This window comes from Thalassospira sp. MCCC 1A01148 (genome assembly GCF_001613795.1).
Lineage (GTDB): Bacteria > Pseudomonadota > Alphaproteobacteria > Rhodospirillales > Thalassospiraceae > Thalassospira.
The window spans coordinates 35062-58524 of sequence record NZ_LPVZ01000005.1; the positions used below are offsets into that span (position 1 = coordinate 35062).

Genomic DNA, 23463 nt, shown 5'->3' on the forward strand with positions numbered 1-23463 from the left:
CACTAGAACTCCCAGCGGCGTGTCAGAAATACCTGTGCACGTGCGTTATGGTATTCATAGTTGGGAATGTTTGAATCTGTATTCAGATACTCGCCGGTAATCGACCAGTTGATTGGTGCGAGAAAGCCAAGTATCTGATTTGCCGTTGCGCTATCCCCAAACAAATCGGTCGGCAATATCGTTGACAGCGGGGCACCGTATGTCAGGCGTGTCCGTATTGTGCGATCCGTCCGGTGTTGTGGTGAGTTGCCGGTCGTTAGAAAGTCCGGATCGCGGTACTGGTCCTTGCCATAACGGATGCTTCCGCTGATGTAACTTCCCCCACCGAACAGATAAGCATGGATTAGCTCGCCGCTCAAGCTATCGTAGCTGTAATAGTTTCTGGCGGCTTCTTTTTTTCCGGCAGTCAGGTTGATCGTCGTGCGGTTGTTTGGCGACCACGTGTAGTTGCCGCCAATGCGCGCGCCATACCGTTGGCCAGAGTGCAGCCGAAGCGCAGTTGATTCCGACGTGTTCTGGTAGCGTTCATCAGAATAGTTGACATCCCCGTTCAGGTTAAAGAAGGGGCGCACATTCCAATCCAGCCTCAGACGACCTGTTCGTGCAGTAAGGTACTTTTCGCGTGAAAGCGACTGCGCGGTTTGGCTTAGTGTCGGGGTCAGCATCCAGTATCCGCCGCGAATGCGTGCGCCAAGATCAACCGAAAACGACCCGATATCAAGTGCATCAAGCTGGACCTGATCACTGCCATAGCCCGTTACGCTGGCAAAGACTTCGTGACCTTCCTGATAGCCCAGATCGTAACTGACGTCATAGCGCAGGGCACCGACATAGGCGATGTCGTTGTTGGGCTTGTCCGCGCTTGAAGTTATGGCTGTAGGTGTGCCGGTCAGAAGCTGGATCTTGTCGTTCGGGGCCGCGTTCCGGTTGCTGTCAATCTGGCTGCCCAATGTCATGGTCAGGCTTTGGGCCAAACGTTTCCGACGGCGTTCGATCTCGCTGATATATTGCCGAATGTTGCGTTCGACCTCGGGCGAGATGTTCATTTGCAACAGGCGGTCGAACTGGCTGCGGGCCTCGTCAAGGCTGTCAAGGCGATACAGAACGATTGCGTAGTAGAGGCGTACAGGGGCAAGATCAGGATCAAGGACAAGAATGCGTTCAAGCGTCGCCGATGCCCCGCGGACTTCGCCGCGCGCCAGCTGCGCCTTCGCCCATCGGAAATTCAGGACGATGTCATCCGGATTGGCAAGGATGTCGGCATAGGTAATGTCGCCACCGTCGTCGGCTCGCATCAGGATATTGGCCCGGGCGGTGACATCCGTCAGTCGTTCGAAATCTTCGGAAAATTGCCGTGCTTCATCCGTGCGCACATCAATACTTTGTTGCGCCTGAACTTTGGGGATGCCGATTGAAAGTGACACCAATACAGCTGTCGCAAGTGCCGTGACGTACTGCCATCTAGCGATATTCAAGGTACTTTCCCATCGTTGGCAAGTCATGGCAGTCGTTCGGTGCAATCAATGCCGTCACTGGCAGAGGATGGCGACGCAACCGAAAAGACGACCATAACCTGTTTGGAACATATCCAATCAGATTATGGTCTTTGTGCTGGCAGGGATAGCCATTCGGCAGGTTGGTATCACGACTCGTCGGAGGATAGTGTTTATGATCGTGCGTATAGATAATTTATCACAAAGTAGTATGTGCCATATCCAAAGGGCACTTACGGTTATACCACGAAGGTTATACCGCAGTGCCGCCGACGGTCAGGCCGTCAATACGCAGGGTTGGTTGCCCGACACCAACGGGGACACCTTGCCCGTCCTTGCCACAGGTACCGATGCCGTTATCAAGTGCCATATCATTGCCGACCATTGAAACCTTCGTCAGGCTGTCCGGGCCATTGCCGATCAGGGTCGCACCCTTTACCGGCGCACCAAGTTTACCGTCTTCAATCAAATAGGCTTCCGAGGCCGAGAAGACGAACTTGCCCGATGTGATGTCGACCTGACCACCGCCAAAGTTCACGGCATAAATACCTTTTTTGACCGAGGCCAGAATTTCATCGGGATCCTTGTCACCACCAAGCATATAGGTGTTGGTCATGCGCGGCATCGGCGCGTGGGCATATGACTGGCGACGCCCGTTACCCGTGGATTTGACCCCGGTGAGGCGTGCATTGAGGCGATCCTGCATAAATCCTTTCAGGATACCGTCTTCGATCAGGACGGTTTGCTGGGTCGGGGTGCCTTCATCATCAATTGAAAGCGATCCACGGCGATCATGGATGGTGCCATCATCAACAACCGTCACACCCGGCGATGCTATCCGCTGTCCCAAAAGCCCGGCAAAGGCCGAGGTGCCCTTGCGGTTAAAATCACCCTCAAGGCCGTGACCGATGGCTTCATGCAGCAAAATGCCCGGCCAACCCGGACCAAGCACCACGGTCATTTCGCCTGCTGGTGCGGCCACTGAGTCAAGGTTCACAACCGCCTGACGGAGCGATTCATCAACCGCCTTTTTCCAGGTTTTTTCATCAAAGAACCCGTCATAGCCAATGCGTCCGCCTTCGCCATGTGATCCGGTTTCCATGCGATCGCCCTGTTTGACAACAACCGAAACATTGAAACGCACCAGCGGTCGGATGTCGCCAATGCGCTGACCACCTGAACGCCAGATCTGGACAGCCTGCCAGTTGCCTGAAATAGATGCCGAAACCTGTACCACGCGCGGATCGCGCGACCGGGCATAGGCATCAATCTGTGCAAGCAGATCAACCTTGGCTTCAAACGTGGCCTCGCCCAGCGGGTTCACATCAGAGTAAAGCGATATATTCGTCCCGATGGATCCCAGATCAACCTTGCCGGAACGTCCAGATCCAACAGCCTTAACGGTTTCGGCCGCACGGCCGACTGCGTCATTGGAAAGCTCGTTGGAGTGCGAAAAGGCTGTGGCTTCATCGGCAACAGCCCGCAGGCCAAATCCTTGTGCGGTGTCAAAGTTTGCACTGCGCAGGCGGCCATCATCCCAGACAAGGCTTTCGGATTGACGATATTCAAGGAAAAGTTCACCGTCTTCAGCAGTGCCCAGCGCATCATTGACCTGTGTTTCAAGCCGGTCGCGATCAAGATCACCCTTGGCGAAAAACAGACTGTCGGTGGTGCGAAGATCGGTCATGGAGCCTCCTTGGAGCCGGGATTGTTCGGCCAGAGAAAATGATTTTCCCCAAAAGATAAAAGGACCTGTGACGGTATTTTCCCTTACGTTTTAGGGGCTTTCTGTCACATTGAACTTTCGTCTATACAGGTACTGTCAGGGATCAGTCAAAACCGTCCCCGAACGCTTTATATAGACCGCAATGGCCAATTATGAAAGCCCGTGGCAATGTTTGTTGAACATCCCCAGCGTGTCGCCCTTCATAACGAAATTCATGCCCGTCCGTTTGGCGGTGTTTCCAGCCCAACGAGATGTTCCTGTATTGCCTTTCATGCTGGCGAGGAGCTTGATGATAACGTTCGCGAACATTTCATCGCCTTTTGCGAGCGGTTCAGTCTGACACCACCGGCACCGGATCAGAAATATTTTGAAGCGACCTGTGACGGGTTTTCCGTGATCTGGGAACGCCATGCGGAATTCACCGTATATGTGTTCAAGCGCATGGAGCCGTTTGATAACCCGTTCGATGATCCGGTGATCAACCTTGTACCACAGGACTGGCTCTCGGAAACGCCGGGGCAATTGATGGTCGGGTTGCATATCGTGGTCGAGAAAACCGACCGAACCGAAGATGAAATTTCCCGGTTGTTTGATCACAATGGCCTGACCGGCAGTCGGGTTCTGGGCGGGACAGCGCAAGTCTGGACCGACTTTCGCCTGCATGGGGACGGCTTTGGCCGCATGCTGGTCAAGGATCAAGGGATGGAACAGCTGCAGGCGGGCCGTCTTGTGCAGCGTTTAAAGGAAATCGAAGTTTATCGCATGATGGCGCTTTTGGCTTTTCCCATGGCCCATTGCGCAACCCCGAAGGTTTCCGAGATTGATACACGTCTGTCGGAAATTACAGCCGAGATGGCCAGCAAGACCCAGGCGGATGACGAAGAAACGCTTTCAAAATTGACCGACTTGGCCGCCCAGACCGAGGAAATGGCAGCGTCCCTTAATTACCGCTTTAGTGCTGCGCGGGCCTATTACCGCATCGTGCAGGCCCGCCTGATCGAGCTTCGTGAAGAACGCATTGAAGGGGTTCAGACCATTACCGAGTTTATGGAACGTCGTTTGGCGCCAGCCATGCGGACATGTCAGAACATCGGGGATCGGTTGGAAGTGCTGTCAAAACGCGTGGCACGCGCCAACAACCTGTTGCGCACCCGCGTCGATATCCTGCTTGAGGCGCAAAACCGCGACCTTCTGGCCAGCATGGATCGCCGCGTGAAATTGCAGCTTCGCCTGCAACAAACGGTCGAAGGCCTGTCTGTTGCGGCGATTACCTATTATGCGGTTGGGCTTCTGGGCTATTTGTTTAAGGCGATCAAGGACACAGGTGCGCCAATCAATGACCGCGTTGCAACGGGGATTGCCGTTCCGCTTGTGCTTGGCGCTATCTGGTTTTCGATGCACCGTATCCGCAAGGCACTGCACCGGGCAGACGACTAGTGTCGCAGCGTGTAGGCCGCATAGGTTGCTGTGCCGACCAGAACAACTGCACCGGCCTGATGGGCAACACCAAGAGGCAACCACACAACGCTCAGAAGCGTTGAAATGCCCAGAGTGACCTGAAGGCAAGCTGCTGCCAGCACCAGATGGGTGGCAAAGCGTTGCTTGGCATCAAGCCCCCATTTTCCTGCGCACCACCAGAAGACCAGCACCATCACGAATGTCAGCTTTGCCAGCCAGCGATGGTCCCACTGCACGGTCATGTGGTCCTCAAACGGTGCCAGCCAGACCGGGTCAAAGACATAAAGGCCTTCCGGGATCAACTGTCCGTCCATCAGCGGGAAGGTGTTGTAGATGTGCCCGGCATTCAGCCCGGCGACAAAGCCACCCGATAGTGCGGTAAACACAATAAGCCACAGCAACTGCCAGGCACGTTTTGACGAAATCGTTGATGTGGTGCGCGGACCAAGCTGCTGCAGGGCGACCCATAGAAGGGCGATGAAAATCAACAGCGCCAGTCCGAAATGCGCGGTCAGGCGGTATTGGCTGACGTCTGGTCGATCAACCAGGCCGCTCATGACCATGTACCAGCCCATCAGGCCCTGCAGACCGCCAAGGATGAAAAGCCCCCAAAGCTTCCACTTGGTTGCGCGATCAATCGATTTCTTGGCGAGGAACCACACGAACGGGATGAAGAACACGATCCCGATCAAGCGTCCCCACAGGCGATGGATGAATTCCAGCCAGAAGATCGATTTGAAATCCTCGACCGACATCCAGGCGTTGATTTTCTGGAACTCGGGATACTGGCTGTATTTTTCATAAAGCGTTTGCCAGTCGGCTTCATTCATCGGCGGGATGATGCCGGTGAAGGGGCGCCATTCCACAATCGAAAGCCCTGATTCAGTCAGGCGCGTCAAGCCGCCGATCACCACCATGATGAACACCATCGCCGCGCAGGAAAACAGCCAGATGGCGACGTTTTTGTTGGCTTGTGGTTGCGCAAGGCTGACTTCGGACAGGGCAGGGGAGGCACTGCTGGACATCTGGACGCTCTCTTGACGGTATCTTCTGGCGGACGGGTTTTGAAATTTGGCCCAATATAGGGCGGTTTTGCAAGAATTGGAGGAAAAGCTTTACGGAAAAATCGGGGCCGGTGGATCAGTCAGCTTGCAACTATTAAATACCAATATTTAGTGTTGTTTATATATAAAACACATAAAAAATGTATTGAATGATTCGCTATCCACACTCATAGTCATGGGCAATAGAGAGAAACCCGCATTAGAGGATCGACGATGTTTCCCATCAATCTGGACCTGACGCGACTTTCGGTCGCTTTGGTCGGCAACGGTCAGGCCACCCTGAACCGTTTGCGCCAGTTTGACGGTGATGGGGCAAAATACGTCACCGTCTATTCCGAAGACCCGATACCCGAACTGGCCGAACAGGCCGGTGACCGGTTGCAGCGCTATTTGCCAAACTCGGCGGATGTAAACGCGGCCTCCATCATGTTTATCATCGACCTTGATCTTAAAAAGGCTGCCGAGCTGGCCTCTATTGCCAAGGCCGTTGGCACGATTGCCAATGTCGAGGACGTCAAACAATATTGTGATTTTTCGTCGCCAGCGCGCATTCAGCGTGGTGATCTGATGATCACGGTTTCGACCAATGGTAAAAGTCCAAGGCTTGCAGGACGCATTCGTCGTGCTATAGAACACTGGCTTGATCCAAAATGGTCTGAACGTCTGTCCATTCTCTCTGCCGAGCGAGAGAAGTGGAAGGCCGAAGGTGCAGATATGAAGCAGTTACTTGAGAAAACCGACGACTTTATTGATCGTCGTAGGTGGTTGCCATGAATGTATTGCGTGAAGAAGACATTGTGACCGGTGGCTCCATGTCTGTAGAGGAGGCAACTGACCGGGCCGCTGAGCTGCTAAGCCGCTATGGGGATCTGCAAGGCGTCGCTTTGATCGAACCCATGGTGCATGAGGAATTCAACGGTCGCATCACCATGACCTCGTCCTTCGGGACAGAGGCCGCGGCCCTTCTTGCGCTGGTCGCAGAAGTTGATCGTGACTTGCCGGTGATTTTCCTTGATACCCGCAAGCTGTTTGGTGAAACGCACACCTACCGTGAAAAGCTTGTTGATCATTTGGGCCTGACCAATATCAAGATCATGCGTCCGGACGAGGAAAAGCTCAAGGCAGATGATCCGAACGGGATGTTGTTTGCCTCGGACACCGCGAAATGCTGCTATTTGCGCAAGGTGGAGCCGCTTCAGCGTGCACTCGAAGGCTATGACGCGTGGCTGACCGGCCGCAAACGTTTCCACGGTGGTGAACGCGATGCGTTGCCGGTTGTCGAACCGGCAGGATCGCGGATCAAGATCAATCCGCTGGCAGGGTACAAGCGCGAGGATATCGAAGACATCTTTGAACATCGCGCCCTTCCGCGTCATCCGCTTGAGGCCGAAGGCTTCCTGTCGATTGGTTGCATGCCTTGCACTGAGCGTGTTGACCCGAATTCGACCGATGTCCGTGCCGGACGCTGGGCCGGGCAGGACAAGACCGAATGCGGCATTCACTACATCATCTAAGCCTGATCAGGCTTCCATGAAAAACCCGGCCATCTGGCCGGGTTTTTTGTTAGATGGTGATGCCCTGAAGCTTCCTGAACAGTGTGACCGCATAGCGATCCGTCATGCCGGAAATGTAATCCATCACCCGCATCAGGCGGCTGTAAAGGTCGGGAGCGGCCATCAGCTTGCCCGATAACAGCTTGTCGATCCGGTCGGCCTGCGGTGGCAGACGTTTGCCGTGATTTTTGTGCTCGTCAATGTCGATGGCGGCACGAACAAAGCTTTCAAGCAGGCCATTTATGACCTCGAACCCGGCCATCTCGATCGGCAGGACATGTGGTGCGTTATAGATCTTCTGTACAGCCAGTTTCTTGCACGCCTTGGCATGGGGGCCCAACGGTGTGTTAGCAAGAAGATCGCCTTCAATCGTGCCCGCAAGAAGCGCGTCTTCATGTTCAATGAAGGCGTCAACTGCGGCCTTGACCAGATTGCCAATCGCCTTGCCGCGCAGGAAGCCGATTCGGTCGTTTTCCGACTTCTCGGCATACCAGCCCTCAGCGCGCAGGTCTTTCCAGCGCTGTTCGGCATCGCCGTCATATTTTTCCGGGTGGCGGGCAATCGGGGCAAGCGCACGTTCGACTTCCTCGAAGCTGACACAGCCCAGTTCCCAGCCATCTTCAAGATCGACCACGGAATAACAGATGTCGTCGGCGGCCTCGACCAGATACACCAGCGGATGACGCCGCCATGCGCCGTCAAATCCTTCAAGCGGGGACAGGCCGCAAACCTTTGCAATCGCCTGCGCAATGTTTCGTTCGGCCTGATAATAGCCGGGCTTTTTAAGGCCGGTATATTCCTTGCGGCGTGCATCGGGCACCGACGTGCTGCGCGGATATTTGATGAAACTGCCAAGCGTGCCGTAGGTCAGGTTAAGCCCACCGTCAAAGCGCTTCATTTCAAGCTGGCTGATAATGCGTAACCCTTGGGCGTTGCCCTCAAAATGACGCAGGTCTTCAAGCTCCGGCCCCGAAAGGCGTGATGTCAGCTCGTCCTTGGCAAGGCGCGATGTTGTGAACCATTCATTGATGGCGTCCTCGCCGGAATGCCCGAATGGCGGGTTGCCGATATCGTGCGCAAGACATGCTGCCTGCACCATGTAACCGATATCGGCCAGGGTGGTTTCCAATCCCTTGGGCAGGTTTTTGACGATATGCGCGCCTGCCATCAGGCCAAGCGATTGCCCGACCGAGCCGACCTCGATCGTGTGGGTCAGGCGGGTATGGACATGATCGTTTTCGGATAGGGGGTGGACCTGCGTCTTGTTTTGCAGACGCCGGAACGAGGACGAGAAGATTACCCGGTCGACATCGATCTGAAACGGGCTTCGGCCATCCGGTGTCGGATAAGGGGCACCTTCGGGCAGGCGAATTTTGCCATCCTTGAATTCAAGCCGATGAGAAGAAAGAAGATCTTCCCAGCGCATTTTATCGCCAGACCCTTGCGCAGACGACGCCACTTTTAAACCCCTGTCCGTATCGAATGTTCTTTGCAGATGTTGTTCGTTGGCAACTTTAACGGGCCGGGGAGTCCGGTGCAATCGGACAAACAGTCTTTGACCCAATTGCACCGCATTTATGGGTGATCAGCCAAAGAACCAGCTTTGCGGGTTATCAATCGGGCGGCCGTTCAATGCGCGCAGAAGGCCGATCACATTGCGCCCGATAAACCAGGCGGTGGTGTAAAGCGCCATCAACCCGACAATAGCCCAGCCCAGAAGCGGGATCCAACCAATCACGAAGGTAAAGAAACCAAGGATGATGGCATACAGGATGCTGATCCAGAATGTGCGGATGACGAAGGTGTAGTGACTGTTGGTCCAGTGATTGTCGTCTTCGCGTGCGATATAGGAAACGATCAGCGCAATCAGACCTGTGGCAAACGCCGTAAACAGGGTTGCGATCATAAGCCCGTAACAGACAAGGGCGGTATTTCCGCCGCGCTCGTCGGTATAGCCCGGTGCATTGTCAAAAGACGCATCCTGACCGTGGATATGGTCGTTCATGGATAAAATCCTATCAAAGTTGTCGCAATCCCCATCGCGTCTTTGCCATCATATAGCGCGAAAGTTTATAAAAGCTATCCCACAACAGCATCTTGCACCTTTGCAGACGCTTTCCGTTCATTTCACGTGGATTTTACGCCCGGTTTACCGTGTTTGGTCTCGACTCTTGGCAAATTCGCCCTACATTTGGCGCCAAGTTGTCTCATTGAGCAAAAAACAGGAATTTCCGCATGTCGGACTATGATTTTGATTTGTTTGTTGTCGGTGCCGGTTCAGGAGGCGTGCGCGCCGCCCGCGTGGCATCGGGATATGGTGCAAAGGTCGCCATCGCCGAGGAAAGCCAGGTCGGTGGCACCTGTGTGATTCGTGGCTGTGTGCCGAAAAAGCTTCTGGTTTACGGTGCACACTTTGCTGAGGATTTCGAAGACGCATCCGCTTATGGCTGGACCCTTCCGGGCGAGCCGAGCTTTAGCTGGAAAACCCTGATCGCCAACAAGGATGCCGAGATTGAACGTCTTAATGGCATCTATAAAAGCCTTCTGAAGGGGTCGAATGTCGAACTGTTTGAAAGCCGTGCGGTTCTGAAGGATGCCCACACGCTCGAGGTCGGCGACAAAACGGTGACCGCCGAACGCATTCTGATTGCGGTGGGCGGCACACCGGTCATGCCCGATATTCCAGGCATCGAACATGCGATTTCATCCAATCAGGCCTTCCACCTAGAAGACTTGCCCGAACGCATCGCGGTTGTTGGTGGCGGTTACATTGCTGTCGAGTTTGCCGGTATCTTTGCCGGGCTTGGCGCAAACGTGACCCAGTTCTATCGCGGTGACCAGATTCTGCGTGGCTTTGACAATGACATCCGCAACCATCTGGCCGAAGAGATCGTCAAAAAGGGCATTGATCTGCGCTTGCACACCAATGTCACGGCGATTGCCAAGAATGATGACGGCTCACTGAAGCTGACCCTGACGGGTGGTGACCATCAGGATGTTGATGCCATCATGTTTGCCACAGGTCGCGAGCCGAAAACCCATGGTCTGGGTCTTGAACAAGCCGGTGTTGAGCTGAACGACAGAAGTGCGATCATCACCAATGCGGGCCTGCAAACCAGCGTTCCGAACATCTATGCTGTGGGCGATGTCCGTGATCACGTGCAACTGACCCCGGTGGCCATCAAGGAAGGCATGGCGTTTGCCGATACAGTCTATGGCGGCAAACCGTGGTCAATGTCCTATCAGGCCATCCCGACCGCCGTTTTCAGCCAGCCACCGGTTGGCACGGTTGGCCTGTCCGAGGAAGAGGCACGCGCCAAGGGACTTGATGTCGCAATTTATAAATCGACCTTCAAACCGATGCGCCACACCCTTTCGGGACGGGATGAAAAAACGCTGATGAAGCTGATTGTCGATAAAACCACCGATGTGGTGCTTGGTGCCCATATGGTCGGCCCGGATGCGGCTGAAATCATTCAGGGCATCGGGATTGCTGTCCGCATGGGCGCGACCAAGGCCCAGTTCGACCAGACCGTCGCGGTCCATCCGTCCGCGGCCGAGGAATTCGTGACCATGCGCTTCCCGGTCTCGGACTAGGCATTCAGTTTTAAAAACAAAAGGCGGGACCAATATTGGTCCCGCCTTTTTTCGTTTCGTTCTTGGTTTTCGGTCTTAGCCCCCGGCAAGGCCCGGGAAGATGATCAGAAGTGCGACGGCCAAAATCTGCAGGCAGATAAAGGGCAGAAGCGACTTGAAGATATCGCCAAGGGATATGTCGGGGGGCGCCACCGATTTAAGATAAAACGCAGCTGGCCCAAATGGCGGGGACAGGAAGCTGACCTGCATGTTCATGGCAAACAGCACACCGAACCAGACCGGATCAAAGCCAAGCTCGCGGACAATCGGGACAAAGATCGGCATGGTCAGAAGCGCGATGCCCACCCAGTCAAGGAACATGCCCAAGACAAACAGGATCAGCATCATGAACAGAATGATCACGGTTGGATCATCGGAAATGCCGGTAATCAGACTTGAAACGAACTTGATCCCGCCCATCAGGTTAAACACCCCGACAAGGGCGGAAGCCCCGATGCCGATCCAGACAATCATGCCGCAGGTCGACAGTGTTTGAAGCGCCGCCGCCTTAAGCATGGAAAGCGAGAATTCGCGCCGAAAAACGGTTGAAAGGATCACACCGGCCACACCAACCGCCGATGCCTCTGTCACGGATGCGATGCCGCCATAGATCGAACCCAGCACACAGAAAACAACCGAGATCGGCAAGAACAGACCTTTGAGAAGGCGCATCTTTTCGGCATGCGGGATCTTTTCAGTCTGCGGGGGCGGGGCAATATTTTTGCCGGTATATGATCGAAACAGCACATAGGCGACATAGAAGCCTGCCAGCATGAAGCCCGGCAAGAAGGCCGATGTAAACAGATCGCCAATCGAAACGTTTGCGGTCAGGCCGTAAATGATCAAAACAATCGATGGCGGCACCATCGTGCCAAGCGAGCCACCGGCACAGACAACACCGATGGCGAGGTTCTTGTCATAGCCCTGACGGAGCATCTGGGGCAGGGCAATTAGGCCAAGCAAGACAATCTCGCCGCCGATAATGCCGCTCATGGCAGCAAGGATCACGGCGACAAAAATGGTCTGAACGGCAACGCCGCCTTTAAGTCTGCCGCCAAAAAGACGCATGGCATCAAACAAGTCCCGCGCAATCCCGGATCGGTCAAGGATCGCTGCCATCAGCACGAACATCGGCACCGAGACAAAAACAAAGGATGAAACAAATGAATACACCCTGCTGGTAATCAGTGGCACCGCCATCGGACCAAACCAGCCAAGGGTAAAAATAAGGGCGATCAATAGGGTCACGAACGCAAGCGGCATGCCGGTCAAAAGAAAACCAAGCAGCAAAACGAACATGGCGAGCGTGCCGTATTCAATGCCAAGGGACTGTAATTCAAACATATGGATCTATCCTGTCTCGCCGCTCGCCTTGATTAAGCGTGAGATCGAAAATGGGATCAGGGGCCAACGGGCCAAACATCGTTTATCGGGTGCGGTGTTGCACGAAGCGCGCAGCAAATCCGCAAGATCAATCACTAAGGGTATGTGAGGCCGGCATAATCGGTGCCTTGCGGGCATAGTTGATTGCCTGCACCAGAAACTGCACGGTCAAAACAATCAGAGTGAGGAACAAGAAAACCTTGAGAACGCCGGGATAGGGTGCATTGAAAGCGCTGCCGGTGGTTTCAAGGTGAATATCACCGGTAGGCGTGAAAGCCGCACGCTCGACCATCAGCCAGGCCGCCCATGCAAAGAAGCCAGACGAAATCATGCAAACGACGGATATGAAAACATCCAGTGTCTTGCGCATTTTCGGGCCAACGATGTCATAGAGGATGACCACGCGAATATGCTTGTCACGGGCGGCGCAAAAAAGACCGCCAAATACAAAGCCAATGGCACAGATGAACGTCGTTGTTTCATGCGCCCAGAGTGTTGGGCTGTTGAATACATGACGCATCACGATTTCATAAATCAACGTTGCCATCGACAACAGAAAGCCAAGGGCAAATACGTTTGAAGTTTTTGTGATCAAGCGGCCAAGGAGGCCAGAAACGACAAGCGGCTGTTCCTGAACTTCTTCTGGTTCGGGCAGCGGCAAGTGCTGAGGAGTTTCGGACATGTCGAATATTCCTTGTGACAAGGTACAATACAACCCGGCGACGGGGAGGCCGCCACCCCGAAAACGTCTCAGAAATCGGGGCTTGCCGGATTGTATTGCATCACATTGCCGACAGCGCGGGAATATCGCGCTGTCGGTCAGAGATGATCTGACTTAGATCAGGCCCTGGGATTTCAGATACTCGACAAGGGTATCATAAACGCGCTGAGCGTCTTCTGAACGTGCCGCAACTTTTTCCCACTGGCTGGTGGCAATCTGACGGAACTTCGCACGTTCCTCAGCCGACCAGTTGTGGATGGTGACGCCACCTTGTGAACGGGCCTGCGCCACAGCTTCCATGTCTTTCATTGCCAGGCGTGCATCCATGTCATGGGCCAGATCGCGGACCGACATTTCAAGAATTGCCTGGATGTCTTCTGGCATCGAGTCCCATTTGGTCTTGTTGATCGAGACTTCGAGCATCGGCATGGAATGGAAGCCCGGATAGACCGGATGTTTTGCAACATCATGCAGGCCCATTGCCTGGTTGGTCGAGAACACGGTGGCATCCGCAGCATCGATGACTTTCTTATCAAGCGAGGTAAAAACTTCGGACTGCGGAATGTTTACCGGGGCTGCACCAGCAGCGGCAAATACCTGCTGAACCATGCCTTCCGGTGCGCGCATCTTCAGGCCTTCGAGGTCGGCAACGCCATCAAGCGGGACCGAGGAAACAAATGCTTCGAGGCCGGGGGTTACGGCACCGATGAACTGCAAACCACGCGGGTTAAGCAGGCTGTTCATCAGCTCCTTGCCGCCACCATATTCAACAAAGCGCAGCATTTCGGACGGTGCCGACCATGCGCCAACCGGGTTGGCGATCAGGCCGAATGCCGGGTCCTTGCCGGTAAAGTAGCTGGTATCGGTGATGTGACCGTCCAGAATGCCTGCGGCAATCGCATCCTGGGTTTCGTTGTGCTCAACGATAGAGTTGACCGGCAGCATTTCCACGTCAACGCGGCCACCCGTCATGGTTTCAACGCGCTCAGCCCATTCCTGCTCCAGTTCAAAGTTCGGCACGCCTGCGGCGTCACTTGACTGGATCTTGAGGGTGAATTCCTGCGCATTGGCGGCAAAAGGCGCCGCTGCGATCAGGGTCGCAATAAAGGTTGCTCCTGCGAGCGATTTAAGAGACTTGGTCATTTGTCTTCTCCCTGGAGTTCCGGTTTTCCGGCGGTGTTATCTTTTACAGTGGAAGAGCCGCTGTTTTCATGGGCTGCGAGGTTATCGATTGCCATGGCAACAACGGTGTCGATCGGGGCATCAATCGAGACAGTCACACAGTTCTCGTCCGGCCCCGGCGGTTCAAGATCTGCAAGCTGACTGTCTAGCAAGGCGGACGGCATGAAATGTCCGACACGGCGTTCGAGCCGCGTCTGGATCACATCACGTGTACCGTCCAGAAACACAAACGTTACCGGATCAAGTTTCCGGCATAGAAAATCGCGATAGCGCCGTTTGAGCGCGGAACAAGCGATAAACACTTTTTGCGCACCATCCGTGCGCGCATCAGCGGTGTCATCGATGCTTGATCTGGTATGGGCACCATCCGCAACCGCACTTAGCCATGGCCAGCGCATGTCATCATTAAGCGGCTGCCCGCGGCGCATATGTTCGACATTTTCAACAGGATGGTAATCATCTGCATCAAGCCAGCAGTCGCCGGTCGCCTCGGCAATGCGGCGCGCGACTTCGGTTTTCCCCGAACCAGCGACGCCCATGATCACGACATAATGAGCTTGTCGATGCATTTAGATATTTCCACCCGGTTACTTTTTTGCAGGGCTAATTGTTGCTTTGGTTTGCCCTGTTGTGCGTAATGTTAGCGCTAACATAATGTTAGCGCTAACATTGAGTCAACAGCCTAATCTTCAAGGCTCTTGTCGATGTATAAAAGACGTAATAAATGTAGGGGTATGAGGAAACGCAAAGGGGCCGGGCGGCCAACTATTTCTGACGTTGCCGAGAAGGCAGGGGTCAGTACCATTACGGTCTCACGTGCATTGCGCGACCCGTCAAAGGTGTCAGATCACCTAAGGCGCAAAATCAACAATGCGGTGAAAAAGCTCAATTACGTGCCGCATTCCCATGCAAGCGCACTGGCATCGACACGTTCGAATATTGTTGGTGTGATTGTTCCGTCCCTGACCAACAACGTGTTTGCCGACACGCTGCGCGCCATCTATGACGAACTCGATGACGGCGTGTTTCAGGTCCAGCTCGGCAATTCGCGCTATGTGGCGAAGGATGAAGAACGCTTGGTGCGGACGTTTCTGGGGCAGGGACCGTCGGCAATGATTGTCGCCGGGACAGATCAGACTGCGGCAACCCGTGAACTTTTGCAAAATGCCAGCTGCCCGGTGGTGCAGATCATGGAAACCGGAGATGACCCGATCGATATGATGGTCGGGTTTTCGCATTTTGAAGGCGGGCGTGCGGCGGGAACACATCTGGTGCAAAAACGCTATAAGCGCATCGGGTTCCTTGGCGCACGTATGGATCCGCGATCTTACCGCCGTTTGGAAGGTTTCAAGGAAGCCATGCGTTCGGGCGGGCGTTATGATCCCGACCTGATCGTGACAACCACCGCGTCCTCAAGTGTGTCACTTGGGGCGGAACTCATCGGGCAATTGCGCAAACGTCGCCCGGACCTTGATGCCGTATTCTGCAACAATGATGACATGGCGCTTGGCGCGCTGTTTGGCTGTCAGAAGGCGGGTATATCGGTCCCTGATGAGATGGGGATCATCGGCTTCAACGACCTTGAAATGATGGCGGCAAGCTATCCGTCTCTGACGTCCATCCGAACCGACCGCTATCAGATCGGCAAACGGGCCGTGCAGATGATCAAAAGCGTGCTGGACGGCGAAACCCCCGAACAAAAAATCATCGATCTCGGTTTCGAGCTTCAGTGCCGCGAAAGCACCACGCGTGAAAAAAAATAAGCAGCTTGGAGGTCCGAGGATTATCTCAAAAAACACACTTATTGTCGGGTTGTTGGCATTGCTTGCGGCTTGCCAGCACACGACGGTCGAAAAATCTGATGATATTGTTGGGTTGCAATCGCCCTACGCTTGGTATTGGGAGGCTAAAGTGAAGGGGGACGGTGTTGTGTCTGACTCCGTTGAGGCTATCACTTTCTCAGGCCGCGATTTTGTGACAATCCGTCATCGGCACATTCCATTGAATGAGCCGTTGCCTGAGGATGTTGTAGCATTGGCCGATAAATATTGTGGCCGACTTGGCAAGTTCTCAATTTTGCGAGACATTTCTCCTCGATATTCGAACTCAGCGGCTTTCCTCTGTCTGACCGAGGAGGAATTGAAAAACTTCGTTCCTATGAAGACGCCGCAAGCAGGAAGTTAAGCTTGCCGCTTTAGGGAAGTGGAAAACGTTCACTCAGCTCTGCCAGGCGTTCACGTGGTCCGGTGATCTTGATGCGTGTTCCGTCGGTATCAAACTGTCGATCAAGGATGGTAATGCCATCCTCTGCGCAGGCTTGTTCCAGCGTTCCGGCATCGGAAAATCCGGCAAACAGTTCTGTCTCTCCCTGCGGGACATACTCGATGATCTCGGCAACATCGCAAACTGCATTAGCCGCCCCGCTATAGGCGCGCACCAACCCGCCGGTTCCCAGTTTTGTTCCGCCAAAATAGCGCGTCACAATCACCGCAACATTGATCAGATCGCGCCCCTGAAGCACCTTGAGGCACGGGATGCCCGATGTGCCCGATGGTTCCCCGTCATCCTTGCCATGTTCAATCAGCTGGCCTTCGTCATTAAGGTAACGATAGGCATTCACATGATGATTGGCCTTGGGGTGGAGTGCGCGCAATTCATCAATCCGCTTGGCCAGATCGTCATGAAAAACGAGTTCGGCCAGAAAACGGGATTTCTTTTCCTCGGTCTCAGCAAAGGCAGGGCGGGCAATGGTTTTCATGGCGATTGTGCTATCAGAAACGACCTGATTGTGCCAGATGGCATCTGATGTCCTGACGGGAGTCCGTCATCCTGTTGTAAACAGTTTGCCGACCAGAATGACGCCAAAAATGATCAACATGATCAGAACGACCTTGCGGAAGGTTTCGGCATCCATGCGATCACGCACAATGGTTCCGAGTTTGGTGCCAAGATAAACCGGTACCAACCCGGCCAGTGAAATCCACAGCGTTTCGAGGGTGAACAGGCCCAGCCGCGCCAGACCAAGCGCCATGATAATGCTTGAAAGGCTAAACGAGATATTGATTGCCGTCAGGAAGCGTTTGGGCTCAAGCCGCAAGGATAAAAGAAAAGGCAAAACCGGCATGACCTGTGATCCGGTAATGCCGTTGATCAAACCGGTGGCAAGGCCCGATACCGGGGCAATACGCCGCGCAACATTGTCAGAAAGAGGCTTGCCGGGGCGAAAAATGGTAATTGCCCCGTAACTCATCAGAACAAGTCCAAGAACCGCCCCGGCCAGAATGCTGTCGACCAGTTCAAGAACTGCCAGCCCAATGAGAATTCCCGGGATAGTGGCCAGAAACATCGGCCAGAACCGGCTTATGGTTGCGCGAAAATAGCCCGCTTGCGCCATGATGATCGAATTGCTGACAAGCGACGGGATAATCACCAGCGGCATCCCGGCCTTGAGTCCCAGTCCAAGGGCCAGAATCGGCAATGCGGATGTCGAAAATCCAAGCCCGGTTGCCCCTTTGACAAATGCCGCCACGAAATAGGCGAAGGCGATAATGGCAATTGTTTCAGGGGGCATGGGGCGATCCACGGAGTTTACGGTGACGTGCGCAATGTGCTCACAAATCACAGTTCGCGTAAATGGTGTGATGAATAGGGTGGCGGATTCGCAAACGGTAATCACCTATGATCATACGGTTATTGAACCCATGCTTATGAAGCGGCTTCGTTATGGGTGGAATTTTGCGCCTAATTTTGACGGTTTGGTAAAAAATTGCGGAAAAATCACCCGTGCATGACGAGAAGGGGTGGAAATGCGTTTGTAAAACCCGTATCAAGTCTGGCCCGGTAAAATGACGGGTCAAGCGGGCGGGATTCCGCCAGATAACCGAATATGTGATATAATGGCGGCATGATGATGAACATGCCGGATTGAGAGGAAGCAAATGAGCAAGAGCTGGAGCATTGAAAGCTGGCGCAACCTGCCGATCAAGCAGGTGCCGACTTATCCTGATGCACAGGCCCTCGAGGCCGTAGAGCAAGAGCTCGGCAGCTATCCTCCTTTGGTGTTTGCTGGCGAGGCGCGTGCGCTCAAGGAAAAGCTTGGTGAAGTCGCAGAAGGCAACGCCTTCCTGCTGCAGGGCGGTGACTGTGCCGAAAGCTTCAAGGAATTCCATCCGAACAACATTCGCGACACCTTCAAGGTGATGCTGCAGATGGCGGTTGTCCTGACCTTTGGTGCGTCCTGCCCGGTGGTCAAGGTGGGTCGTATGGCCGGCCAGTTTGCCAAGCCGCGCTCAAGCGATACCGAAACCATCAATGGTGTTGAATTGCCAAGCTATCGCGGCGACGTGGTCAATGGCATCGAGTTCACCGAAGAAGCCCGCATCCCTGATCCGCAGCGCCAGATCCGCGCCTATAACCAGTCGGCAGCGACGCTGAACCTGCTGCGTGCATTCGCGCAGGGCGGTTTTGCTGATCTGACCAAGATCCATCGCTGGAACCTTTCGTTCGTTGATGGCAGCCCGGCGGCAGAACGCTATCGCAAGCTGACCACGCAGATTGACGAGGCGGTTGCCTTTATGGAAGCGTGCGGCATCACGGCAGATAGTGCGCCGCAGCTGCGCGAGACGGATTTCTATACCTCGCACGAGGCCCTCTTGCTCGGTTATGAGCAGGCGCTGACCCGTCAGGACAGCCTGACCGGCGAATGGTATGATTGTTCGTCACATATGCTGTGGATCGGTGATCGTACCCGTCAGGCCGATCATGCCCATGTTGAATTCTTGCGCGGGGTTAAAAACCCGATTGGCATGAAATGCGGCCCGACCATGGATGAGGATGACCTGATCCGCCTGATCGATATCCTCAACCCGGAAAACGAGGCCGGTCGCCTGACCCTGATCGCACGCATGGGCGCGGACAAGGTGTTTGATAACCTGCCGCGTCTGGTCAAACGCGTTAAGGCCGAGGGCCGCAAGGTCGTCTGGTCCTGTGATCCGATGCATGGCAACACGATCAAGGCATCGACGGGTTATAAAACCCGTCCGTTTGACGCGATTCTGGCAGAAGTCAAAAACTTCTTTGATGTGCACAAGGCCGAAGGCACCCATGCCGGTGGCGTTCATTTCGAAATGACCGGCACCGACGTGACCGAGTGTATCGGTGGTGCACGCGAAGTGACCGAAGACGCCCTTTCGGATCGCTACCACACCCATTGCGACCCGCGCCTTAATGGCGGGCAGGCCCTTGAGCTGGCCTTCCTGATCGCGGAAATGATCAAAAAGGAACGTGACAGCATCCGAGCCGAACAGATGGCTGCTTCTGCTTGATCCCCTTGAATGGGAAATACAGTGATCGAAAAGGTGTCCGGGCAATTGCCGGGCACCTTTTCTTTTTTTCGGTATTTCCTGCCATTTGGTGCGTTCAAGTGGGGCTTGCGCGCGATTTGTTGCACAATCAGTATGAATTCGTGAAAAAACATCTACCAATGGGCAGTAAATATTCTTAAGTATGGGTAATTACAGGGTGTTCCTGAGAAACGGTTTGGGGAAGAGGTCGCAACGGGTATGGTGGACGACGCTGAGTTCAGCGCATGGCAAAAGAAGGTAGAGGGAACCAATATTTCCTCGACCACGCTTTTGGCGACCGATTATCTGAACCATTTCAACGAGATCGTCATGCTGCTCGAAATGGTGCCGGATATGCCCGACATGATTGAGGACTGCAAGGAATGGGCGCCGAAAAGCTATCAGGAGCATTTCCGCGAAAGTGCCTTTTCGGACAGGGAACTGGCCATTGAGGCTTATGAGCACGTGCCGCCCAAATTCCGCCAGCCGTTCGAAGAGACCATCGAACATCTTAATACCATTGTCAGCCATGCAGTTTCGCAGCTTGAAACCATTATCGAGACCGGTGATGACGAGCTGTTGCGGGTGACCGCCGGTGCTGTGACCACATCGCTTCAGAAATTCATGGATGTCGCCAGTGGCATTATCCACGGTTCGGCCAAAACCATGAGCCAGGACGAGATCGACGCCGCCCTGGCTCTTTGATCGTTTCTGCTGGCGTTATTTTCCCGGAAATTTGCGTGCAAAAGGCTGCATTGCCCATTCGGCAATTGACAGCGCGCGGGGGCGATCCTATTCCAACATCATGACAAAGAAGCTTGCCATTGCGATCGCCCAGCTTAACCCGATTGTCGGTGATGTCACCGGGAACCGGGACAAGGTTGTGGCTGCCTGGGAAACTGCGGCAGAAAAGGGCGCGGAAATCGTCCTTTATTCTGAGCTGGTTCTGTCTGGATATCCGCCAGAAGATCTGGTGATGAAGCCTGCCTTCATGCGCCATCTGCATGACGCTGTTCAGTTTATTTGCGAACATACCGCCAAGCGCACCGATGGCCCGGCATTGCTGTTGACCACGCCGTGGGAAGTTGATGGCATCCGCCATAATGCGGTTTTGCTGATTGATCAGGGCAAGATCGTTGATGTGCGTGCCAAGAATGATTTGCCCAATTATGGCGTGTTTGATGAAAAGCGCGTCTTTGCCGCGGGTCCGATGCCAACCCCGATCTCATTCAAGGGTATCAAGCTTGGTGTGCCGATCTGCGAAGATGTCTGGACGCCGCATGTTGTCGCCCATCTGGGCGATGCAGGGGCGGAAATCTTCCTTGTGCCGAATGGTTCACCCTTTGAAGCCGATAAAAGTGGCCTGCGCCGCAAGCTGATCGAGGATCGCGTGCGTGAAAGCCGTGTGCCGATGATCTATTGCAACGAAGTCGGTGGTCAGGACGAGTTGGTCTTTGATGGCGGATCATTTGGCCTGAACGGTGATGGATCTCTTGCGGTGGCTTTGGCGGCCTTTGCCGAGGATGTGGTGGTGACCACCTGGCAACAGGCAGAAAGCGGTAAATGGCGTTGCGCGGGTGACGCGCCAAAGGTTGCCTATCCCACCGGGCTGGATGCAATTTATCAGGCGCTGGTACTGGGCCTGCGCGACTATGTGAACAAGAACGGTTTCCCCGGTGTCGTCATCGGCATGTCGGGCGGGATCGACAGTGCTCTTTCGGCCGCGGTTGCGGTGGATGCGCTGGGTTCTGACCGCGTGCGTCTGGTGATGATGCCATCGCCCTACACCTCGGCCGAGAGCCTTGAGGATGCAGAGCTTTGCGCAGGCATGCTCAAGACCGGGATTGAAAGCATCAATATTGGCCCGGCCATGGCCGCGTTCGACGAAATGCTGGCACCTGCATTTGCTGGCCGCGATGTTGATATTACCGAGGAAAACATTCAGGCCCGTTCGCGCGGGATTATCCTGATGGGGCTTTCAAACAAGTTTGGTCACATGGTGCTGACCACCGGCAACAAGTCGGAAATGTCGGTCGGCTATGCCACGCTTTACGGCGACATGTGTGGTGGCTATTCGGTTCTGAAAGACCTTTATAAAACGACCGTGTTCAATCTGTGCCACTGGCGCAATGAGCATAAACCGGACGGGGCGATGGGCCCGGATGGCATGGTAATCCCCGAGCGGATTATCACCAAGCCGCCATCGGCCGAGCTTCGCCCGGATCAGAAAGACGAAGATAGTCTGCCGCCTTATGATGTTTTGGATGATATCCTGCATCAGATGATTGAAGGTGAGCGGTCTGTTCGCGATATCGTGGATAGCGGACACGATGAGGCAACAGTACGCCGGGTCTGGCGATTGCTGGATCGGGCGGAATACAAACGCCGTCAGGCACCCCCGGGGGTCAAGATCACCCCGCGCGCCTTTGGCCGTGACCGTCGCTATCCGATTACCAATGGTTTCACGAACCTTGTTACGTGATTGAAAAGTTTGAAATGACAAAACCTGTTCTGCGATTTGCCCCCAGCCCGACCGGGCTTCTTCACGTCGGTAACGCCCGTGTGGCGCTGATGAACTGGCTTTATGCCCGGAAATCAGGCGGGAAATTCATCCTGCGCTTTGACGATACCGATCCGGCGCGCTCAAAGGACGAATATGTCGACGCGATCCGTGAAGACCTTGCATGGCTTGGTATCGACTGGGATCAGGAAGAACGTCAAAGTTTGCGTCTGGACAAATATGACGCAGCGATTGACGACCTGAAAAAGCGTGAACTGCTTTATCCGTGCTACGAGACGGAAGGTGAGCTGAACTGGAAACGCAAGGCGGCCCGCCAGCGTCACCAGCCGTTCATCTATGACCGCAAGGCATTGACGCTTAGCGATGAAGAAATTGCCGCCCTTGAGGCCGAAGGCCGCAAGCCGCATTGGCGTTTCCTTCTGACCGATGGTTTGGTTGAGTGGGACGACCTGACACGCGGGATCTGCTCGTTTGATACCGAACATGTGTCCGACCCGGTCCTGATCCGTGAAGATGGCTCGTTGCTTTATATGCTGGGCTCGGTGGTTGATGACCTTGAAATGGGGGTTACCCACATCATCCGCGGCGAAGACCACGTGACCAATACCGTGTCGCAGATCTTGCTGTATCTCGCCCTTGGTGGAAAGCCGGGCGCGCTTGAGTTCGCTCATATGCCGCTTTTGGCGGGGCCGGGTGGTTCGCAGCTTTCAAAACGTCTGGGCAGTCTTTCACTGCGTGAGCTGCGTAACGACGGGTTCGAGGTCGAGGCGCTTGTTGGCCTTCTGACCGGCCTTGGTGCATCCGACAAGATCGAGCCGGCGAACCTTTCGCAGGTGCTAGAGAAATTCGATCTGGATCATTATGGCCGTTCGACGCCGAAATTTGATCCGGCCGAACTGGCAAGCCTTAATGAAAAAGTCATTCACGACATGTCGTTTGAGGCCGCCAAGCCAAAGCTTGAAGCCGCAGGCATGGCAGATGCTGACGAGATGTTCTGGAATGCGGTGCGCGGCAATTGCTGGCGCGTGGCAGAGGCACTGGAATGGTGGGATGTGATCCACAAAAACGTCATTCCGGAAATTGATGCCGAGGATGCCGAGTTCCTGAAAAAGGCCGCCGATATGCTGCCGGAAGGCGAGCTTGATGGCACCAGCTGGAAAACCTGGACCACAGCACTTAAGGAAGAAACCGGGCGCAAGGGCAAGCAGCTTTTCATGCCGCTGCGCAAGGCGCTGACGGCGCGCGAACATGGTCCGGAAATGTCGACGATGCTGGTTCTGATCGGGTCTGAAAAGGCGCGTGACCGGTTGTGTGGGAAGGCGGTCTAAGCATCTGCTTTGATCGCCGAAAAATGCACGCATTTGACCCGATACCACAGCCAAAC

Annotated in this window: 21 protein-coding genes; 10 read left to right on the plus strand and 11 right to left on the minus strand. The window is 54.5% G+C overall.

Going from position 1 to position 23463, the window contains the following annotated elements:
* Positions 1-2: 2 nt before the first annotated feature.
* Together AUQ43_RS01840 and tldD are read right to left on the minus strand one after the other, a co-directional pair.
* Entirely contained in the window at positions 3-1475 is a 1473-nt protein-coding gene (locus AUQ43_RS01840) for a M48 family metallopeptidase (protein WP_114129909.1), read from the minus strand.
* A 271-nt stretch (positions 1476-1746) separates the two neighbouring features.
* Entirely contained in the window at positions 1747-3180 is a 1434-nt protein-coding gene (tldD, locus tag AUQ43_RS01845) for a metalloprotease TldD (protein WP_062953932.1), read from the minus strand.
* 207 nt (positions 3181-3387) lie between these two features.
* On the opposite strand from tldD, the gene AUQ43_RS01850 reads away from it, so the two are divergent.
* Complete coding sequence (locus AUQ43_RS01850) at positions 3388-4656, plus strand: DUF3422 family protein (RefSeq protein WP_062953933.1); 1269 nt, start codon at positions 3388-3390, stop codon at positions 4654-4656.
* On the opposite strand, the gene AUQ43_RS01855 is transcribed toward AUQ43_RS01850, so the two are convergent.
* A complete protein-coding gene (locus tag AUQ43_RS01855) occupies positions 4653-5702 on the minus strand; it encodes a COX15/CtaA family protein (RefSeq protein WP_062953934.1) in 1050 nt (349 codons plus the stop codon). The genes AUQ43_RS01850 and AUQ43_RS01855 overlap by 4 nt on opposite strands.
* 252 nt (positions 5703-5954) lie before the next feature.
* On the opposite strand from AUQ43_RS01855, the gene AUQ43_RS01860 reads away from it, so the two are divergent.
* Both AUQ43_RS01860 and AUQ43_RS01865 read left to right on the plus strand, forming a co-directional pair.
* Entirely contained in the window at positions 5955-6515 is a 561-nt protein-coding gene (locus tag AUQ43_RS01860) for a bifunctional precorrin-2 dehydrogenase/sirohydrochlorin ferrochelatase (protein WP_062953935.1), read from the plus strand.
* The gene (locus tag AUQ43_RS01865) at positions 6512-7255 is read left to right on the plus strand and encodes a phosphoadenylyl-sulfate reductase (RefSeq protein WP_084271952.1); all 744 of its coding nucleotides are present in this window, start codon (positions 6512-6514) and stop codon (positions 7253-7255) included. Before AUQ43_RS01860 ends, AUQ43_RS01865 begins: the two co-directional genes overlap by 4 nt.
* A gap of 49 nt (positions 7256-7304) precedes the next feature.
* Here the strand turns inward: AUQ43_RS01865 and AUQ43_RS01870 are convergent, their stop codons facing one another.
* Both AUQ43_RS01870 and AUQ43_RS01875 read right to left on the minus strand, forming a co-directional pair.
* Positions 7305-8753, minus strand: a complete 1449-nt coding sequence (locus tag AUQ43_RS01870) for a deoxyguanosinetriphosphate triphosphohydrolase (RefSeq protein ID WP_232310555.1) — start codon at positions 8751-8753, stop codon at positions 7305-7307.
* A 126-nt stretch (positions 8754-8879) separates the two neighbouring features.
* Entirely contained in the window at positions 8880-9299 is a 420-nt protein-coding gene (locus AUQ43_RS01875) for a hypothetical protein (protein WP_062953937.1), read from the minus strand.
* 230 nt (positions 9300-9529) lie between these two features.
* Here AUQ43_RS01875 and gor point away from each other — a divergent pair, with 230 nt between their 5' ends.
* Positions 9530-10891 (plus strand): glutathione-disulfide reductase, encoded by a 1362-nt coding sequence (gene gor / locus AUQ43_RS01880; protein ID WP_062953938.1) that lies wholly within the window; start codon positions 9530-9532, stop codon positions 10889-10891.
* Positions 10892-10966: 75 nt separating this feature from the next.
* Here gor and AUQ43_RS01885 read toward each other — a convergent pair whose 3' ends face one another.
* The 4 genes from AUQ43_RS01885 to AUQ43_RS01900 all read right to left on the minus strand — a co-directional run bounded on the left by AUQ43_RS01885 (position 10967) and on the right by AUQ43_RS01900 (position 14785).
* A complete protein-coding gene (locus tag AUQ43_RS01885) occupies positions 10967-12274 on the minus strand; it encodes a TRAP transporter large permease subunit (RefSeq protein WP_062953939.1) in 1308 nt (435 codons plus the stop codon).
* 127 nt (positions 12275-12401) lie between these two features.
* Positions 12402-12995 (minus strand): TRAP transporter small permease subunit, encoded by a 594-nt coding sequence (locus AUQ43_RS01890; RefSeq protein WP_062953940.1) that lies wholly within the window; start codon positions 12993-12995, stop codon positions 12402-12404.
* Between the two features lie 153 nt (positions 12996-13148).
* Positions 13149-14177: a TRAP transporter substrate-binding protein gene (locus tag AUQ43_RS01895; RefSeq protein ID WP_181838580.1), complete on the minus strand. Its 1029-nt coding sequence runs from the start codon at positions 14175-14177 to the stop codon at positions 13149-13151.
* Complete coding sequence (locus tag AUQ43_RS01900) at positions 14174-14785, minus strand: gluconokinase (protein WP_062953941.1); 612 nt, start codon at positions 14783-14785, stop codon at positions 14174-14176. Before AUQ43_RS01900 ends, AUQ43_RS01895 begins: the two co-directional genes overlap by 4 nt.
* A 165-nt stretch (positions 14786-14950) precedes the next feature.
* Here AUQ43_RS01900 and AUQ43_RS01905 point away from each other — a divergent pair, with 165 nt between their 5' ends.
* Both AUQ43_RS01905 and AUQ43_RS01910 read left to right on the plus strand, forming a co-directional pair.
* Positions 14951-15979: a LacI family DNA-binding transcriptional regulator gene (locus tag AUQ43_RS01905; protein ID WP_062953942.1), complete on the plus strand. Its 1029-nt coding sequence runs from the start codon at positions 14951-14953 to the stop codon at positions 15977-15979.
* Entirely contained in the window at positions 15966-16400 is a 435-nt protein-coding gene (locus AUQ43_RS01910) for a hypothetical protein (RefSeq protein WP_062953943.1), read from the plus strand. The genes AUQ43_RS01905 and AUQ43_RS01910 overlap by 14 nt, the downstream gene beginning before the upstream one ends.
* A 10-nt stretch (positions 16401-16410) precedes the next feature.
* Here AUQ43_RS01910 and AUQ43_RS01915 read toward each other — a convergent pair whose 3' ends face one another.
* Positions 16411-16974: a YigZ family protein gene (locus AUQ43_RS01915; protein ID WP_062953944.1), complete on the minus strand. Its 564-nt coding sequence runs from the start codon at positions 16972-16974 to the stop codon at positions 16411-16413.
* Between the two features lie 66 nt (positions 16975-17040).
* Positions 17041-17787, minus strand: a complete 747-nt coding sequence (locus tag AUQ43_RS01920) for a sulfite exporter TauE/SafE family protein (protein WP_062953945.1) — start codon at positions 17785-17787, stop codon at positions 17041-17043.
* A gap of 367 nt (positions 17788-18154) precedes the next feature.
* On the opposite strand from AUQ43_RS01920, the gene AUQ43_RS01925 reads away from it, so the two are divergent.
* The 4 genes from AUQ43_RS01925 to gltX all read left to right on the plus strand — a co-directional run bounded on the left by AUQ43_RS01925 (position 18155) and on the right by gltX (position 23407).
* On the plus strand, positions 18155-19540 hold the full coding sequence (locus AUQ43_RS01925; protein ID WP_062953946.1) for a class II 3-deoxy-7-phosphoheptulonate synthase: 1386 nt from the start codon (positions 18155-18157) through the stop codon (positions 19538-19540).
* A 237-nt stretch (positions 19541-19777) separates the two neighbouring features.
* Positions 19778-20263 carry a hypothetical protein gene (locus AUQ43_RS01930; protein ID WP_062953947.1) on the plus strand — a complete coding sequence of 162 codons (486 nt, stop codon included), beginning with the start codon at positions 19778-19780 and terminating at the stop codon, positions 20261-20263.
* A 100-nt stretch (positions 20264-20363) separates the two neighbouring features.
* Positions 20364-22040: an NAD+ synthase gene (locus tag AUQ43_RS01935; RefSeq protein ID WP_062953961.1), complete on the plus strand. Its 1677-nt coding sequence runs from the start codon at positions 20364-20366 to the stop codon at positions 22038-22040.
* 14 nt (positions 22041-22054) lie between these two features.
* A complete protein-coding gene (gene gltX, locus AUQ43_RS01940) occupies positions 22055-23407 on the plus strand; it encodes a glutamate--tRNA ligase (protein WP_062953960.1) in 1353 nt (450 codons plus the stop codon).
* Positions 23408-23463 lie beyond the last annotated feature (56 nt).